Source organism: Pontibacillus yanchengensis Y32, assembly GCF_000770635.1.
Classification (GTDB): domain Bacteria; phylum Bacillota; class Bacilli; order Bacillales; family BH030062; genus Pontibacillus; species Pontibacillus yanchengensis.
Genome location: NZ_AVBF01000071.1, coordinates 1 through 17,093, shown reverse-complemented (window position 1 = coordinate 17,093; position 17,093 = coordinate 1). Strand labels below are relative to the sequence as shown.

Sequence of the window (17,093 nt, the reverse complement as noted above, 5' to 3'; positions counted from 1 at the left end):
CCACCTTAATAATTCAAAATCTGTGTCTTGACTATTGGGTCCACCTTAGATTGACTCCGCATCTTTTTTTAAGTCTATGTTAAAGTTTGGTGTTGATTTTGGAATCAACTAATCTAAATAGTTTTATTCAAGATAAGAAGCATAATGTTGAAGACTTGGATTTGAGATAATTTATATAATTACCATTACTAACTGGTCGAAAAAGAGGGATGTTTCCGTTGCTTTCGTGAGAATAAAGATGGCCGTGGAACAACTCGCGTCCTGCCGGCGAGCTGGCAAGCCTCCTCGAGCCCAAGAGCGGGGGTCTGCGGGGTCTCGCCTACCTCTTTCTCCGGCGGGAGTCTCCTTGTTCCACGGCCACCTTTGCTTTTTTGGAGGGACGGAAACATGGCCAGAAAAGGGAGTTTTAGATTGTGGCTCCTGATTTTCAAAAGTCGCTCCAGAACCCATATTTATGGCAAAAGGTTGCTTCTACGCATAGCAAACTCGATCAATTTTATGGCAATTGAGGCCGTAGGTCCGATTGCAACATATTGGCAGGGTTGGGTGGGAAACAAGGAGACTCCCGCGGGAGGAAGAGGTAGGCAAGATCCCCTGAGGGCGTTTTCCCTGAAGGTAGCAATGATTCAGGGGAGGTTCAACTAAAAACGTCACATCGTGTGACAACGTTGAACTACCCTACGTCGTGTAGGGCAGCAGGACGCGAGTTGTTTCCCATACAACCCTAACCCTCATAAAGTATCGGACCTCACCCTTAAAATATCTCGAATCCAAGTATTCAATATAATGGTGCTATTATGGAGGAACATAAAACTATTTCATATTATTATATCAACAACAAACTGGAACACAGCCTTTTTAAATGGTAAGGGTGGGCATCTGCATAATTTAAATAGTTATAGACATGCCACATCCCCCCCTTCGCTAATTGGGTACCTGTGTTTTTAAGGCATGATTCTTGCATTAACATAGCCAGATATACATGAGGACAGTTGCAAACCAAATGTATGTATTTTGCAATAATGGTACATACCTATCTTTTATTTAATCTAATAATGTTGTCTATACATCTAAACTAGATATGAATAGAATAATCTAACGCTTATAGAAGGGAGGAGTAAACATGTCTAACGAAAGAGAAGAACGTCGCCGTCAAATCGTAATTAAAGCTGATCGGGTTGTTATTCAAGCAGACAATGTAGATGTAATTGAGGATGATCACAGAAGAGATGACCGTAGAAGAGCTGGCAGACGTAGAGGTAGAAGAGACCCGTGGGGATTTCATAGATATGAAGAGTAATTTAACAAAAGGAACTTTCTATTGAAGAAAGTTCCTTACTATTCTTACGTTTGTTTGTAGCATAGAACCATCCACTCATCAATTGCAAAAGCTTCTATAGATTCTTCATTCTCAATTATATAAAAGTAATCTTTGATCTCTTGTGGAGCTGACTGCATAAACGCGCGTACTTTTTCCATTTGAAGCTCATTATCCATCGTTCTCGTTAACCAATCATCAAAGGGGAGTTTCTTTTTTCTTGTAGTCTCTTTTTTAACGGTTAACGAACTATTTGATAGGTATTGCTTCCATTCTGCTATACGAAGTGCTCTATTATGACTAGGATCGCGCATTTCTTCGAACGTGTTATAAAAATAATCTAATTCATCTTCATTAGCAGCAATGTTATCAATCATAATAAACAGACCATTTGATTTTAGTACTCTTGCTGATTCTTGGATGAAATGTTCTGGGTTTGGAAAATGGTGAGGGGCAATTCGGCATGTGACAAAATCGAAAGTGTTATCTAGGAAGGGTAAGTCTTCTGCATCGGCTTTGACATAATGTATGTTATCAATTGTTTGTAGTGTAGTTGCTGTATTGTTAAGCATTGCTTTTGTTAGATCAGTCGCGAATACTTCCTTTACATAGGGTGCCAGTTGTTTAGCAACATGACCGCCACCAGTGGCAATATCTAGTACTGACCAATGCTTTTCTGGTTTAGCCCATTCCACCATTAAGGGTAAATCTTCCCCAGAGGAGTGTGTTGTACTGGTAACGTACTTATCAGGATATTTCGAAAAGGTTTGCTGAATTCTACGTTTTGATTCATCGTTCATTTCCCTCAACCCCTTACTTTTGTCTCTCCCTTTATCATATTCGATAAGAATGAAGAAAGATAGTAAATAGGCCTAAAGCACTTATATTAATCGTATGATTTGAAAAAGATGGTGAGAATTGGTTATCTTAAAAGCAAGGTTTACATTTACTAAAAGGAGACTCTACATGAGCAACCGGAGAATAATGCCCCCAACCTATTTTTTGATGTATTTACTTTTATCTTTAATCTTACACTTTACAATACCAGTGATGATGTTCATAACCTTTCCTTTTAATTTAATAGGTATTGTTCTGCTTATCATCGGTATTGGTATTAACATATGGGCAGATCAATTGTTTAAAAAGTATGAAACTACTGTAAACCCATTCGAGGAATCTAATTCCTTAACAAAGGAAGGTCCATTTGTTTATTCTCGTAATCCGATGTATTTAGGATTTCTTTCTATGCTAGTAGGAGTTTCTTTACTACTAGGATCATTAACTTCATTACTTGGTCCAATTTTATTTTTTATAGTAATTAATACAGTTTTTATACGTTATGAGGAGCAAGATTTAGAAAAAACATTTGGTGAGGAATATATGAAATATAAACAGAGAGTTCGACGCTGGGTTTAGGTTAAATTCGAGCAATTTCAATATAGGAAAAAGCCTTAGAGTAGAGAAGGAGAACGAAATGGAAGATAGATTAAATGTAAAAGACACTCTATATTCGTTTCATGCAAATTCAGGTTGTTATAGTGAAGAAACCAATATGTATACACTTATCGAACAAATGCTTCATCATATAGGAAGCACAGACGCAGAATTAAGAGACAATCTCATCTATAGCACTTTTGGTAACTTCATCATGGGAGAAGCGCTGACGATTCAACAAATTGAATATGTTATGCACACTTGCTTACGTGAAGATTTTTTGTTTTTTCGTATAGGTGAAAACGAAGGGGACGGTGTCTTTACTCGGTCATTTTCTTCTCTGGTAATAGCCTTAATCTTAGAAAAGGATAGGGCTACATACTACTTGCCAAGGCAGCTAGCTAATAGAGCTATTCTTCAGAGTATTCAATACTTGTATAAAGAACAAGACGTTCGAGGATATGTCGATCAAAAAGGATGGGCACATAGTATAGCCCATGGGGCGGATTTACTTGAAGCATCTATTCGACATCCTTTATTTGAATTAGAATTAGCTGAGTCTTGTTTAGAATCCATTGAAGCTTGTTTGTTTAAAGGGAAGGTCTACATAGATGATGAAGATGAACGTTTGCTTATTGCGATGGAAGCCTTAATTGATAGAGGTCTTGATGAGAAAGTACTAACAGATTGGATTTCTACAATTTCAATTAGACTACAACAATTGGAAAAGCAAGAAGGACATACTATATCTTTTTTTCGACAGAAGACAAATGTGATGAACTTTTTGAAATCCTTGTACTTTCGGTTAATGTCTGAGCAAGTAAGCTCATTGCCGATGAATAAAACAAGGGAAATCGTCGATCTGTGGCATACCAAAATATATGGATAACACGATTGTGTTTAAGTCAGCTCAAGTTTTTGTGCTGTCTTTTTTTATGGATTAGCCCTGTTAAAGCTTCGTGAATATCACTATTTCAGAAACGTACCATACTAACCTGGTTATGTTTCCGTATTTCCCAACGTTATTCTCACGAAAGCAAAGGGAACATCTCCTTTTTTTGCTAAGCTAAATAGTTGTTAAAAGTTTTTCGTATCATTCCTCTAATAGGGAATGACAACTCTTATCAATTATTTTTCTGTATAGCAACAATATAGTTTGACGTAGATTTTAAAAAGGTTCTAAAACTTCATAAAATCTACTTACCTGCAAATACTAACCATGTAAAACTGAGCAGGAAGTGAGGGGTTAAATGATGAAAAGGGTTATAACTGTATTTATTATTATGGTCGGATGTTCACTTATATTAGGTACGGGTGCAGAGATTGGTTATTCTATGCCTGAGAAAGTACCTGGTAACCTAGATTTTAGTGATGTCACCTTCATGAACTCAGAGACGAAAAGAGACGAGGATATTGAAAAAGCATTTAGTGAAGTATATGATGTGAAACCTGGAGATAACGTACGGTATTACTATAATCGAATTGATTTAAATGATGATCATAATCCTGAGACATTTGTATTTCTAGTGGGCCCTAATGTTTGTGGCACAGGTGGATGCAGTGCTCTTATTCTGCAAAAAGTTGATAAACAATACAACGTCATTTCTAAATTCTCTTTAGTAAGGAACCCGATTATAATCAGAGAGAAAATGACAAATGGTTGGAACAACATTCTTATGTATGTAGCTGGGGGAGGAGCTGAGCCTAGTTATAGGGAGATTGTATTTGATGGGGAAACGTATCCTAGTAACCCTTCTGTCCAACCTAAGATAGAAGATGAGAAAATCCAAGGTCTAGGAATTATTAATGATGATATAGCTAAATCAAAAGGAATTACCTATTGATTCCAAAATAATTTGAATTTTGTTTAGCCATACTACGTTGTAGATACTGATAGGAGGGATACCTTATGGAGAAAAAACGAGACCCTAAACAGGGAAAAAACACGACAAAACCAAATGAAAATCATCAACAAAAGGAAGCATCTAACAGTAACCATAAAGATGAATCAGAGATAAATCGAGTTGTGAATGTGTACGATCCCTTATAAGGTGAACTATAATAAATTACAAAAAGCGCATTCCTTTTAGGGATGCGCTTTTATTGATAGCAAAGCTTGTTTCTGTTTTCTAAAGGACGACAAAGTTAGTTCTGAAACTTATGATACCAAAGAACTCCTGTTTTAATAACTCTAGGAAGTATCCCCTTTAGAGGGTAATAAAAGGTTAATCCGAAGCCATCTTGTTTACCTAAGGAACCTAATGTCCCTTTTACGGTGATTTTGGATGGTTTTTTAGGATCTTTACCTTTTAGGATTGAACTCAGGACATCAGCAATTTGTTTTCCTTGTTGTTCAGCTAGTTGCGCACTTGGCGGTAGCTCTAGGCTTGCGCAATCTCCCGTTACATAAATATTTTGATGTTCCGGGATTTGATGGTAGTCATTTAGAATGACCCTACCAGCATTGTCCTTTTTAACATCTAGCTTGTCCACGACTTTGCTTGGTTTAATGCCTGCTGTCCAAATAGTGACATCACTGAGTAAGCAAGTCCCAGCATTACATAAAATGTTTGGTTCCACGTAGTCAACCTTTGAATTGTAAACTAGTTCAACGTCATGTTCTTTAAACCAATCTATGGCATGTCCTTGGATTGATTCTGGGAAAGCCTTTAGGATGCTATCTCCACGATCAAGGAGACGAATGTTTATATCAGGTCGGCTTTCACGTAGCTCTGAAGCCATTTCCACTCCACTTAATCCTCCACCCACAATGGTAGCGGTTCCATAGTTCTTCATATTATTAACGGCCTCATATGTTTGGCGGGTTTTTTTGATGGTGGATATTTTATGTGTATATTCACTAGCACCATCAATACCATGAAAGTTATCTTCTGAACCAAGTCCAATAATAAGGTAGTCATAATATACCTTCTCTGTATGACGTAAAAAAACAGATTGTTGTTCTACATTCAGATGAAGGATCTCGTCTGCTATAACTCGCATGTTCTCATGTTTTGGAAAAGGGGAGCGGATATCCTTTTCAGCAATAGTCCCTGCAGCTAATGCGTAAAACTCTGTTTTCATTGAGTGATAAGGATTGCGATCAATTAATGTTATTGTGGTATCCCGATCTGTGTTGGAAAGAAGCTGTTGGGCAATTTTTACCCCCCCATATCCTCCGCCTAATATCACGATGCGGTTCATGTAAATCACCTCTTGTTATGTATATACATTACTATTTTATCATTCATTTCGTTGTATGAAAGCGAAAACATTAAAAAGCTGGAAAGGATTTAAGAAAAGTTTACATTATATTCATGAATGTATCTATAGGTGTTCATAGGGTGGAATAAAATGTTAAAGTGTGTGGTGGCTATATACAGAAAAAGGAGGATTTTCAATATGAGAGAAGAAGCCTTGATTAAACAATGGACTTATTTCTATTTATTTGTGACATTCTATCTCATTTCAATCATATTAAATTTCCCTTTTCCTCATGAGTATCCATTAGGGGAGCAGATTATCTCTATTTTTGGAATCCCACTTGCAACTACGCAAGATGTACAATATTTAGGTATTGCTACATTGGTTATTTTTATAACTAGTCTCTTTTTTTTAGGTCACTCATTAGTTAGGTACCATAAACGCTTGATTATACTAGCCATCATACTGTCGGGAGTTATCCCTGCTATTAGTATTGATGTATATCAAAACACACTTGCTTCTGGTATTTATGCTGTATCCTATAATCGGGATGCTAGTTCGTGTAACTTCAATATGATTGAGGAGGATACCCTCCAAGGTGAATGTGAGCTCCCTTTAAAAAATAATAGTGGGGATCAGGTTTCTTTTTCCATCGGTTTTTATGAAGACCATGTCTTTGAGAGAAGAACAGTTTCTATCATGAATGAAAAGGGCCCTTATCAAGTAACGTTAGAAGGTCATGAACAAAAAGAACTATCTATTTCAACAACTATCGATGTATCCCAAATGGAAAGTCATATAGAAAACGGTAGTGCTTCTCATGTGAATATCAAGCTATCTTCTGGTGAAGCCTTTCGTGATTTATAACAAGCAAAAATGAAGGAGTAGGAAAGGTGGCAGAAGAATTTAAATTTGATTTTAGCAAATAAATACGTAAAGATGGCATTCATAGTCGGAATCCCGTCTTTAATCATATTCATCTTAATACTTTTCTTTTACCTTCTGAAATAAAATGGATTTGCTCTTGTTTTATCATAAGTGGGTACATTATCTATTTTACCTGGAGGTTTTTCGAAAAACGAAAAAATCGGAAAGGTCAGGAAGAAAGACACAGCAGTAGTTTTTGTTAGATAAGTAATCTATAATAGTGTAGGTAGCATCAGTCTTATGGCTGATGCTTTCTTACACTTTTAGGAAGTTTGGATTCCTATATTAAAAGGAAATAAGAGCAATTAGGAATTTGTTTGGATTAGGGCTTAAACGTAGCGCCTTTCTTATATTCAAGGAGAGTTAAATATGATTATTCTATCTTTTAGTATCTCAGCAATTGTCGTTATCATTGGAGCCATTTATTTAAACCAGTTTGGTGATGTAATTAGTAAAAAAACTTCTTTAAGTGGTGCTGCGGTAGGAACCTTTCTCATTGCGGGAGCAACCTCTTTACCAGAAGTAACTACGAGTATTACTGCTGTATATATTGATAATGCTGATATTGCAGTTGGTAATATGCTTGGGAGTAATGTCTTCAATCTTTTGATTATTGCCGTAATGGATGTTCTATATCGTAAACAAAGGTTGTTCCAAGCTGTCAGTGCACGAGCGAATATTCCCACAGCAAGTATAGGGTTACTATTTATGATTACGTTGATAGTAGCCTTATTTCGCCCTGGAACGATTGAACTGTTCAATATCGGAATTGAGATGCTTGTTATCTTCGTATTATATTTTTTGTATGTGTTTTTTACAAGTTCAAGTGGAGAACAAGAGGAAGACGTACCGGAGAAGGATTATTCCAAACGAAGTGCTGTTGTGGGCTTTATAATTGCTGCCGTAGTGGTGTTCATATCTGGAAGTGTTTTGTCAATTTCAGGTGATCGCCTTGCGCAAGTTACAGGTATGAACGCAAGCTTTGTGGGGAGTATTCTCATTGCAGCTGCCACCTCCTTGCCTGAGTTAGTAGCTGTATTAGCTGCAATTCGATATTCCAACTATAGTATAGCGATTGGCTCTATACTGGGCAGTAATCTATTTAATATTCAAATCCTAGCGTTAACGGATGTATTTTATCGAAAAGAGCCTATCTTGAAAGCAGTAGCAACAAGCAACCTATACACAGCTTGCCTTGGTATTTTTATGACACTTGTTGTGATGTACAGCTTATTAAGAGCTAATAAAAACCAGAATACATTGGTGTACGCTACACCTTCGATAATAATGGTTGTTGTGTATTTAGTAGTCTCCTATATGTTGTTTTAGGATGTTGCAAAAATTTTATCCACATGTTTTGCTAATCAATGTAACAAAAAATGTTTTAAACTTGTATAAAAAAGAAATAGGGGAACCAAGGAAGTCAAGTGGTAATGATACCGATTGATGCCCAATACAAGATAGCAAAGGAGGAGATGTCAATGCGGTATCTTGTGGTTTCAGATATACATGGTGAATTTTACAAATTAGAAGAAGTCCTACAGGAGGCATCTTTTGATTCGAAAGAAGACCAATTGATTTTGTTAGGTGATTATATAGATAGGGGGCCGTATTCTCGTGAAGTGGTGGCTAAAGTAAAGGAACTTGTTGAAAAACAAGGAGCTATTGCTATAAAAGGTAATCATGATGACCTTTTTATTCGTTCAAAAGACGATGAAGAAGCAATGGACTTATGGGAGATGAATGGTGCTTCAAGTACACTCAAGTCCTATAATGGAGTAAGTGAAGAAATGAAGGAACATCGAGAGTGGCTGGAGAACCATCTCCGTCTTTATTATGAGACCGATCAGTATATATTTGTTCATGCAGGCTTAGAACCTAATGTTCCCCTTAATGAACAGAAGGAAGATACCATGCTATGGACACGCCACACAGAAACGATTGGACTTGGTAAAACAGTTGTTCATGGCCATACTCCTGTTCATAATATTGCTTATTATAAAGACCAAATAGATATTGATACTGGAGCAGCCTATGGTGGTAAGTTAACATTACTTGAGCTACCTACTCATGAGGTGTACACAGCTTAAAAAAGCAGCAGGGCTATATCTGCTGCTTTTTCTATTATAGAGCTTGACCTCTTTTTTATAAAGCTTCAAAAACTACATACTCCCCTAAATAGGACGCTTTAACTCTGTAACCAGCATCTAACCAAGCTCTTCCTTGGGTATGGCTCCTATCATTAGCCCACCAAGCGTGGTGTTGTGTAGATGAATGGGGTAGCGTTGCTTGTAGTAAATGGTTTATTTCTTCAAATGTAAGATATTCATAAGGTTGACCATAGCCTTCCAGATAGTCGTAGAGAGGACCGTATTTTCCTTGGGTTTTAATGAAAAATGGCTCTAGAGAGCGTGTATCTGAATTACCATTTGTCGTATGTTGATGAAGATTCCATTCAGGTTTATACCGTTCTATTATAAATTCTTTTATCTGTTTTCGATTATTCGTATGGTGAAATAAGAGCTTAATGTCAGCACCTTGATAAAGCTTTTGTAATAATTGGGCGTTAATTCTACAAGAAGTAGGTTGCCCACCTATGAAGCAATACTCTGGAGAAATGCTTCCATACCCGTTATTGAATTGGTCATCTAAGTCTTTACACTCTCCAACATAATATACACGATCATTTACAAGTAAGACGTACACACCTTCTAAGTTTACATGTGGAATAGAAAAAGCACAGAAAGGTCCTTCTCCATATCCATGTAACAGTCTATCGACCTCGTTATCATACATTTCTTGAGGTTTGAATTCCATCACCCGGCCAGCTTCGTTTGTTTCAGGTTGGATATTAGTTATGTATTCGAAAAAAAGACGATCAATTTGAATATTCAAGCTATTACACCCCTTTTGGAGTATTTTACCATACGGCTTTAAAAAAAGGCTTTGTTAAAGTTTGAAGTTGATATAATAATGAAATAGTTTTTTGTTTATTGTATATAAGCACCATAATATTGAAGACTTGGATTCGAGATATTATGTGGATGAGAGATGTTTCCGTGGTTTTAGTAAGAATAAAGGTGGACGTGGAACAACTCGCGTCCTGCCGGCGAGCTGGCAAGCCTCCTCAAGCCCAAGTTCGGGGCTTTCCGGGGTCTAGCCTACCTCTTTCTCCGGCGTGAGTCTCCTTGTTCCACGGCCACCTTTGCTTTTATTGAGATGAACGGAAACATGGCCTGATTAGAAGGGGAGGTTTTCTTAATGGTAGTATTTACGAAGCGAGGAATGGTTTAGGACACAAAGTGATGCTATGCTCGCGGACATATAGTCTCTTATTCTTCGATTTGAAGGCTATTTTGCATTCGTAACGGACATTCAGTTCGCTATTTTGCCTAAATCACCTTAATGTGGTGTGTTTTTTCACAAATAAGATACCATATGTCCGCAAGCCTCTCTAAAATAAGGTTTTTACAGTAAATAAGAGATTATATGTCCGTCAAAAAAGTTCCTACGCAGTGATGTGTCCGATCGTAACATTTCAGCAGGGATGGGTGGGAAACGGGGAGACTCCCGCGGGAGAAAGAGGTAGGCGAGATCCCCTGAGGGTGCTTTTCCCGAAGGTAGCTTGAGAAGGGGAGGTTCGACTAAAACCGTCACCTCGTGTGACAACGTCGAACGACCCTACGTCGTGTAGGGCCGCCCACAGGACGCGAGCCGTTTCCCACCCATCCCTAAACCTCATTAAGTATCGGACCCACCTAACCCAAATTATCTCGAATCCAAGTCTTCAAGATTATGCTTCTTATCTTGAATAAGGCTAGTTTGATTAGTTGATTCAAAATCAACACCGAACTTTAACAGAGCCTAGAAATTAAGAACCAAATACATATTTTGAGAAGCTCATCGCACACTATGATTGAGGAGGCGATTAATATGGCAGAACGAATCATTGCTGTACGCAAAAACGATAATGGAAGTATTGTAGAAATGAAGCTAACCTCTGGGCAAGTGGTGGATTATAAGCAAGCTCAACAAATGGCACGTGATGGACAGATAGAGCATGTTGACTTAACGCGTGGAAAAGATGGGGAAGAGCACTTAAGAAGTCAACCAGACGGCGATCCAACGAACAACTTGGAAAATATGCCCCATTTCTAAATGATCCCCCCTTGGAAAATTAGCCAAGGGGGTTATTGCGTTTTAAAATAAAGTTTGACTTTCCCCTATACCTACCGAGATTTTGCAGTTGTTTATGTATGCTTTTAGTTATAAAAAATTTATCTTTCTGGTAGCAACTTTACCTTTTCAAAAGTTTTGCTTCTTAATGATGGGATGGACCTTTTGCTTTTCTTTCTTAAATATGTATAATTTTCTGACTATTCGTATATACTCAAAGTAAGATGAGGTAATCAGCAAGATACACATCATGAGAGGGGAGAACGACATGCGCAACTTGTCCATTGCGTTGCTTATTGTGCTTGGTGCTTTAGTCGTTGGGACCATTTTATACGGACTACTTATGAAATATTCGGACTCTGGTGATGAAAGTTTTAAACCTCATTACACAACTCGTCACCTAGGTGAAATGTCAGTTGTTAGCTGAAACCCACTAATGAATTGTCATGGGTTTTACTATATTCATCCTCCTACTTAACTCTGTCTCCAATCGGGGACAGACTTTTTTTGTGTAGGTAAATATAAAATACAATTCTTGTGTATAGAGCTAAATAGTGAATTGGCTACGTCCAGCTCCAGCGCTCAGCGACTAGCAAACTTCGGGCACCTCCTTACGATAAGTCAACATCGAATCGCTATCGCTCTTCGTGTTTCCTTTATTTCATACAGGTTAAGGGGAGGTTCTGTACTAAATGAGGTTCGATTGAGATTGCTGCCTTGTGCAGCAACATCAAACCAACCTACGTCGTGTAGGCCGCAGCGTATACGTCGCTAAACGAGTACATGGGCTTCTATTTTTTCATGAAGGGATTAATTTTGCAGAAAAAGTCGAAAATGTTTAATTTTTATCGAAAAATAAGTTACACTTAATGTAATGCTAGGATTGTTGTTGGTTTACGGAATTTATAAAGTAATACTTAATAGCGAAAAATAATCCGTTTGCATATAATAATTAGACAAGTCAAAGATGACTTAGACCACTTTTTGTTAATACTGTTTTAAAAAATGCATAGAACCATTTCGTATCTGGGTAAAATATGCTTTAATCCTTATAAAGGGATTTTGGGTGAGGAGGAAGAGTGATGGTCTCTTTTATTCAGTATTTAAGTGAGCAGTTTGATTTAGAGTTGATGGAGCTTGCCCAATGGGGAGATCCAGATGAACTTCAGCAACCAAAAGAGTTAGATCCACTTCAAGCTGTTGCCTTATATGAATTCATGAAAATGGATTGGAAGAAAGATGATTTAGAAATTTGGATGTGGATTCAGCAAAAATGGCATGATTATAACCACTATTTCATCCCATCTAGTTTTTCTATTATATATGGAAGTACGTACTTCAATTGTTTACAAAAGGGTACGGGTTTAGCTGTATGGATGGAACTATTTGAAGAACTTGTGTTACGAGTGCTTAAACAAAAGCTTAAATATGATGTACAATAAAAAGACCTGCTTCCTAAAAGGGAACAGGTCTTTTCCGTATAATTTAACCAACAAAATTCATAACATTATTGTAACACAATGGTCAAGAAAAAGGTATAGGTCAAATGTAACCATTTTCATATTGTAGAATAAATTATAGTAGTAAAACGATTGTTTAACTTTGGTTAGAGAGAATATTGCTTTATCATTGAATGAAGAGAAATACATATTTTAGAAGTAAAGAAAGCAACATAAGATACTGGCATTTACGTTTCTAGCTGTAGCGTCTGCACCTCGTGGTCTTAAGCGGAACCTCTCTATGGCAAAATCGCCACAATGAGGCTTTGTTTAAGTCTTTCAGAGGTTAGCAAAGATCTTCGCTTTTTTTACAGAAATAGGGGATATCCATGACGATTTATAACAAACTTGTTAGAGATTTAATTCCAGATGTAATTGACCAAGAAGGAAAAGCATTTGAGACTAAGATTCTTTCAGATAATGACTATTGTATTGAATTAAAGAAGAAGCTTCAAGAAGAAGTAACAGAATACATGCAAACTGATGGCGATGAAGCTTTGGACGAATTAGCTGATGTGCTTGAGGTGATAAGTGTATTAGCAGAAGTACATGGGGCTTCTATCCAAGAAGTGGAACAACGGCGTACCCAGAAGTACGAGCAACGTGGTTCTTTTTATGACAAGGTATATTTAGTGGAAGTAGAAGATGACTCAACGCAATAGTAACGAAAAAGCGAGATGATACTTTATCATCTCGCTTTTGAAATGCTATTAGGGAATTTAGCTGTTAATTTCAATTCCAATCTTACCAAATTGTTCTGACTCGCTTAATCGTTGCATGGCTTTTGATGTTTCGCTAAGAGGATAAACGTTATCCATTACAGGTTTAATGTTGTATTTGTTTACTAGTTGCAGCATTTCTTTAAATTCTTCATGGCTTCCCATTGTTGTACCTAACAAATTGTACTGACCGTAGAAGAACTTACGGATGTCGATGGTCACCTGATCTCCAGCAGAAGCACCAAAGGTTACAATTGTACCACCTTTTCGAAGTTGGTCCAGGGTCTTATTAAATGTAGCAGCGCCCACAGTTTCAACTGCGATATCGATTGATTCGTTCTCTAGGGCTTTTTCCCAATCTTGGTTACTATCTAAAGCCAAATCAGCACCAAGCTCTAATGCTTTGTTCCGTTTGTATTCTGATCGTGAAGTAACAATGACCCGCGCACCAATTGCTTTGGCGAATAGTAATAAGTACGTAGCAGCACCACTGCCTATGCCAGGAAGAAGAACTGTATTTCCTGATTGCACATTAGCTCTTGTGAACAAAGCACGATAGGCAGTAAGACCTGCTAAAGGTAAAACACCAGCCTCATCCCAAGTAAGGTGATCTGGCTTTGGTTCAACATTATCAGCTGGAACCGTAATGTACTCTGCAAAAGTACCATGACCAGGAAGACCAATTAACTGGAAACCTGCAGGTGGGGCATCAGTTTTATTATGCCAGCCAAGAGCAGCATCTATGACTACTTCATCACCAACGTTAACGCGAGTTACTCCTTCGCCAATTTCCTCTATAATACCTGCACCATCAGATCCAATGATAAGAGCAGGGTCACTTTCTTTATGACGCTCCAATACAAATAAATCCCGGTGATTCAAACCTGCATACTTTAGTTTCACTTTCACTTCACCTGCATTAGGTGAGGTTTCTTGCATTTCTTGATAATTAGTACCTTCTAACCCATTTCTTCCTTCATGAACAAAAGCTTTCACAACAACAACTCCTTTTTTATCGTGTCTATATGCATTGTAATCCTTCTCATGGTAGCTTGTCATTTTATAGGCTGTGTTAGACACTAAGGTCATATCAATCTTTCCTCATACATATTTCCCTTATATCTCGGAATAGTAAAGGTAACATATTCAAAGTTGAGGAGTTTTGTTATGCGAGTCCTTATAAACGTCTGTTTTGTAATAGTTTTATTATCAGCTTGTGCAAGAAATGAAGAAGGTTCTAACAGTAACAGTCAAGAACAGCCGGTTGAATTTAATAAGATTACGTCTAACTTAACCGATGAAGAATACAAACCAACTAAAGAAGAGAAAAAAGAGATTGAAATAGATGAAACCGATAAAGAAGCAATGCTTGAAGTTCCTTTGATTAAACAAAATCCTGAATTGAAATATGGATGCGAAGTTACGAGTTTAACCATGGTTCTAAATCATGCGGGTGTTAGCGTGGATAAGATGGAAGTGGCAAAAAAAATGCCCAAGGATGATGATCAAGTAAAAAAGACAAAGCAGGGAGATATTATTGAATGGGGAAATCCTGATGAAGGGTTTGTTGGGGATGTTACTGGTAAAAAACCAGGCTATGCGATGTTTGATAAGCCAATGGAGACGCTAATGAAACAATTCTTACCAAACAATACGGTGAATCTAACCGGCAAGGATTTTAATGATATTCTCAATCATGTTAGTGATGGCAAGCCTGTAATTGTATGGACTACGGGAGATTACAAGCTTCCGGATCGTTGGGAGTCATGGAGGCATAATGGTGAAAAAATAACGACACCACTGGATTTACATGCAGTTGTCTTAGTTGGATATGATCAGAATAACGTATACATTAACGATCCTTTGTCTGGGAAGAAAGGTGCGAAAGTTGAGAAAGATACCTTTATTGAATCGTGGAAGGCTTTAAAAAGGAGAGCCGTTTCTTATGAGTGATATAGATATGCTGCACATCGGAATAGCTTAAATAATACATTAGGATATTGAATTTCACCTCAAAATATATAGAAGACTCACTTAAGTAACGCTTTGGGTCTAGAAATCAATAAAAAAGGGGAATAATCTAAATTCTTCCCCTTAAGACAGATTATATATTGTGCATTTCTAAATAATCTTGTCTCAACAAGCTCATCATAATGAGATCCTTGTATTCAAAATCCAAGTAATACGCCTGTCGCTTTAATCCCTCCTGCACGAAACCAAGTTTTTCATATGCAGCTATTGCTCTAGTGTTAGTGGAGAAGACTTCTAGTTCAATTCGGTTTAAATTCAGCTTTCCAAAAGCAAATACCATAGCAAGCTCACTGGCTTCTGTTCCTAATCCACCACTAAAATAGTGACTATTATATATTGAAATTTGGAATTGAGCACTCCGATTCATTTCATTTCCCAGTCCCAACAATGAAAGTTCACCAATAATGTCATCCGTTTCGTGAAGACAAATGAAAAATGCATAGGTATCTTGACGATTTGGTTGTTGTAATGCCTCTTTAACAGAATAAAAAGAAACAGGTGTCTGGCGACCTCGAAGTCGTCTTGATTCTGAATTTTGATTTAAACCTTCATACAAATACTCAGCATCCTCAACCTCAGGTATCTTTAAGTAAATTTTTTCTCCTTCCAAGTATTTAACTGTAGATGAACTCATCGAACCACTCCTAATTAAAATGTAAAATACATATATAGAAAAATAATAATTAACAGAATATCCCAAGCATAATCCCAATCCCTTAGTGTTTGTAATTCTTTTTCTATGACTTCAAGGCATTTAAGCATTGTTATTGGAATTAAGAAATAGGGTTGTAATTCCACATTATACATAGAATGAAGTATGAATAAATAAGAAATAGTCACGGCAAGTAAGTAACTAATAGTGGTGCTTGATACTTCTGTTGTCTTTGCTAAAGGAACCGTCTCCCACATAAAAATCCTCCATATTCATAAAAATCAGGACCTAATAATGACAAATTACAGAAAATATTTCCTTGATTGAGAGTATAATACCCTTTATATCATATTGAAAGACGAAAAAAGTTATAGTTGTTAATTTTATAGGAGAATTTTATATACCTATAGTAAAATTTACTCTGTTTTAATTAGATTGCTTAGTGGAACCTCTCTTATAAAAAGGAGGTAACAAGAATGGGTGCAATAAGTAAGTTGCTTCATAAAATTGTAGATATTATATTATTCCTTCCACGTTTACTTATGAGATTGATTAAAAAAGTTGTATGAGAAATGAGTTTACCAAATACAAATTAACGCTGATTAAAGATCAATTTCTCAATAGAAATTAAAACCGCTTCCACTTCTTATTAAAAAGGCTCTTTTGAAGTTTGCTGTTGATTTTGGAATCAACTAATTAAAATGGCCTTATTCAGGATAAGAAGCATTATCTGAAGACTTGGATTCGAGATAATTTGGGATGGAGAGATTTTTCCGTTGCTTTAGATGGAATAAAGCTGGCCTGGGAACAACTCGCGTCCTGCCGGCGGCCCTACACGACGTAGGGTCGTTCGACGTTGTCACACGATGTGACGGTTTTAGTCGAACCTCCCCTTCGGCAAGCTACCTTCGGGAAGAACGCCCTCAGGGGATCTTGCCTACCTCTTTCTCCGGCGGGAGTCTCGTCGTTCCCAGGCCACCTTTGCTATTGTTGGGAAGAACGGAAATATGGATTAATTAACAAGCAGGAATAAATAATGCGTTATGACATAGCTTTGCTTGGATTTATGACCTATCTTTTCAACCCTGGTAACGAGCTTCTAGCTGTTTGGCTTTCAACATATGGCGATGTTT

The 17,093-nt window shown here is 37.2% G+C and carries 19 protein-coding genes; 13 read left to right on the top strand and 6 right to left on the bottom strand.

What is annotated here, in order from left to right:
* Positions 1-1,123 precede the first annotated feature (1,123 nt).
* Positions 1,124-1,300, top strand: coding sequence for a hypothetical protein (locus N782_RS21655; RefSeq protein WP_161783137.1), 177 nt, complete (start codon positions 1,124-1,126; stop codon positions 1,298-1,300).
* A 44-nt stretch (positions 1,301-1,344) separates the two neighbouring features.
* Here the strand turns inward: N782_RS21655 and N782_RS17580 are convergent, their stop codons facing one another.
* Positions 1,345-2,118 carry a class I SAM-dependent methyltransferase gene (locus N782_RS17580; RefSeq protein ID WP_036823313.1) on the bottom strand — a complete coding sequence of 258 codons (774 nt, stop codon included), beginning with the start codon at positions 2,116-2,118 and terminating at the stop codon, positions 1,345-1,347.
* Between the two features lie 166 nt (positions 2,119-2,284).
* On the opposite strand from N782_RS17580, the gene N782_RS17575 reads away from it, so the two are divergent.
* The 4 genes from N782_RS17575 to N782_RS21650 all read left to right on the top strand — a co-directional run bounded on the left by N782_RS17575 (position 2,285) and on the right by N782_RS21650 (position 4,802).
* A complete protein-coding gene (locus N782_RS17575; protein WP_036823311.1) occupies positions 2,285-2,734 on the top strand; it encodes a methyltransferase family protein in 450 nt (149 codons plus the stop codon).
* Positions 2,735-2,792: 58 nt separating this feature from the next.
* Positions 2,793-3,641 (top strand): DUF2785 domain-containing protein, encoded by an 849-nt coding sequence (locus N782_RS17570; protein ID WP_052111412.1) that lies wholly within the window; start codon positions 2,793-2,795, stop codon positions 3,639-3,641.
* 364 nt (positions 3,642-4,005) lie between these two features.
* Positions 4,006-4,596, top strand: coding sequence for a hypothetical protein (locus N782_RS17565; RefSeq protein ID WP_052111411.1), 591 nt, complete (start codon positions 4,006-4,008; stop codon positions 4,594-4,596).
* 65 nt (positions 4,597-4,661) lie between these two features.
* Positions 4,662-4,802 carry a hypothetical protein gene (locus N782_RS21650; protein WP_161783136.1) on the top strand — a complete coding sequence of 47 codons (141 nt, stop codon included), beginning with the start codon at positions 4,662-4,664 and terminating at the stop codon, positions 4,800-4,802.
* Between the two features lie 95 nt (positions 4,803-4,897).
* On the opposite strand, the gene N782_RS17560 is transcribed toward N782_RS21650, so the two are convergent.
* On the bottom strand, positions 4,898-5,956 hold the full coding sequence (locus tag N782_RS17560) for an NAD(P)/FAD-dependent oxidoreductase (protein ID WP_036823309.1): 1,059 nt from the start codon (positions 5,954-5,956) through the stop codon (positions 4,898-4,900).
* A 198-nt stretch (positions 5,957-6,154) separates the two neighbouring features.
* Here N782_RS17560 and N782_RS17555 point away from each other — a divergent pair, with 198 nt between their 5' ends.
* The 3 genes from N782_RS17555 (at position 6,155) to N782_RS17545 (ending at position 8,973) form a co-directional block, all read left to right on the top strand.
* Entirely contained in the window at positions 6,155-6,823 is a 669-nt protein-coding gene (locus tag N782_RS17555; RefSeq protein ID WP_052111410.1) for a hypothetical protein, read from the top strand.
* Positions 6,824-7,252: 429 nt separating this feature from the next.
* Positions 7,253-8,212, top strand: a complete 960-nt coding sequence (locus N782_RS17550; RefSeq protein WP_036823307.1) for a sodium:calcium antiporter — start codon at positions 7,253-7,255, stop codon at positions 8,210-8,212.
* A 152-nt stretch (positions 8,213-8,364) separates the two neighbouring features.
* Positions 8,365-8,973 (top strand): metallophosphoesterase family protein, encoded by a 609-nt coding sequence (locus tag N782_RS17545; RefSeq protein WP_036823306.1) that lies wholly within the window; start codon positions 8,365-8,367, stop codon positions 8,971-8,973.
* 55 nt (positions 8,974-9,028) lie between these two features.
* On the opposite strand, the gene N782_RS20815 is transcribed toward N782_RS17545, so the two are convergent.
* A complete protein-coding gene (locus N782_RS20815; RefSeq protein WP_052111409.1) occupies positions 9,029-9,778 on the bottom strand; it encodes a GIY-YIG nuclease family protein in 750 nt (249 codons plus the stop codon).
* A gap of 1,038 nt (positions 9,779-10,816) precedes the next feature.
* On the opposite strand from N782_RS20815, the gene N782_RS17535 reads away from it, so the two are divergent.
* From N782_RS17535 to N782_RS17525, 4 genes are all read left to right on the top strand, one after another.
* Positions 10,817-11,041 (top strand): DUF3892 domain-containing protein, encoded by a 225-nt coding sequence (locus N782_RS17535; RefSeq protein ID WP_036823305.1) that lies wholly within the window; start codon positions 10,817-10,819, stop codon positions 11,039-11,041.
* Between the two features lie 286 nt (positions 11,042-11,327).
* Positions 11,328-11,486 (top strand): hypothetical protein, encoded by a 159-nt coding sequence (locus N782_RS21645; RefSeq protein ID WP_161783135.1) that lies wholly within the window; start codon positions 11,328-11,330, stop codon positions 11,484-11,486.
* A gap of 655 nt (positions 11,487-12,141) precedes the next feature.
* The gene (locus N782_RS17530; RefSeq protein ID WP_036823303.1) at positions 12,142-12,501 is read left to right on the top strand and encodes a hypothetical protein; all 360 of its coding nucleotides are present in this window, start codon (positions 12,142-12,144) and stop codon (positions 12,499-12,501) included.
* 386 nt (positions 12,502-12,887) lie between these two features.
* Positions 12,888-13,220, top strand: coding sequence for a nucleoside triphosphate pyrophosphohydrolase (locus N782_RS17525; RefSeq protein ID WP_036823302.1), 333 nt, complete (start codon positions 12,888-12,890; stop codon positions 13,218-13,220).
* A gap of 57 nt (positions 13,221-13,277) precedes the next feature.
* Here the strand turns inward: N782_RS17525 and N782_RS17520 are convergent, their stop codons facing one another.
* Positions 13,278-14,273 (bottom strand): zinc-binding dehydrogenase, encoded by a 996-nt coding sequence (locus N782_RS17520; RefSeq protein ID WP_036823316.1) that lies wholly within the window; start codon positions 14,271-14,273, stop codon positions 13,278-13,280.
* 171 nt (positions 14,274-14,444) lie between these two features.
* Between N782_RS17520 and N782_RS17515 the strand changes: the two genes are divergently transcribed.
* Entirely contained in the window at positions 14,445-15,230 is a 786-nt protein-coding gene (locus tag N782_RS17515) for a C39 family peptidase (RefSeq protein ID WP_036823300.1), read from the top strand.
* A 151-nt stretch (positions 15,231-15,381) separates the two neighbouring features.
* On the opposite strand, the gene N782_RS17510 is transcribed toward N782_RS17515, so the two are convergent.
* Entirely contained in the window at positions 15,382-15,942 is a 561-nt protein-coding gene (locus tag N782_RS17510) for a GNAT family N-acetyltransferase (RefSeq protein ID WP_036823298.1), read from the bottom strand.
* Positions 15,943-15,956: 14 nt separating this feature from the next.
* Positions 15,957-16,217: a hypothetical protein gene (locus tag N782_RS17505; RefSeq protein WP_036823296.1), complete on the bottom strand. Its 261-nt coding sequence runs from the start codon at positions 16,215-16,217 to the stop codon at positions 15,957-15,959.
* Between the last annotated feature and the right edge of the window lie 876 nt (positions 16,218-17,093).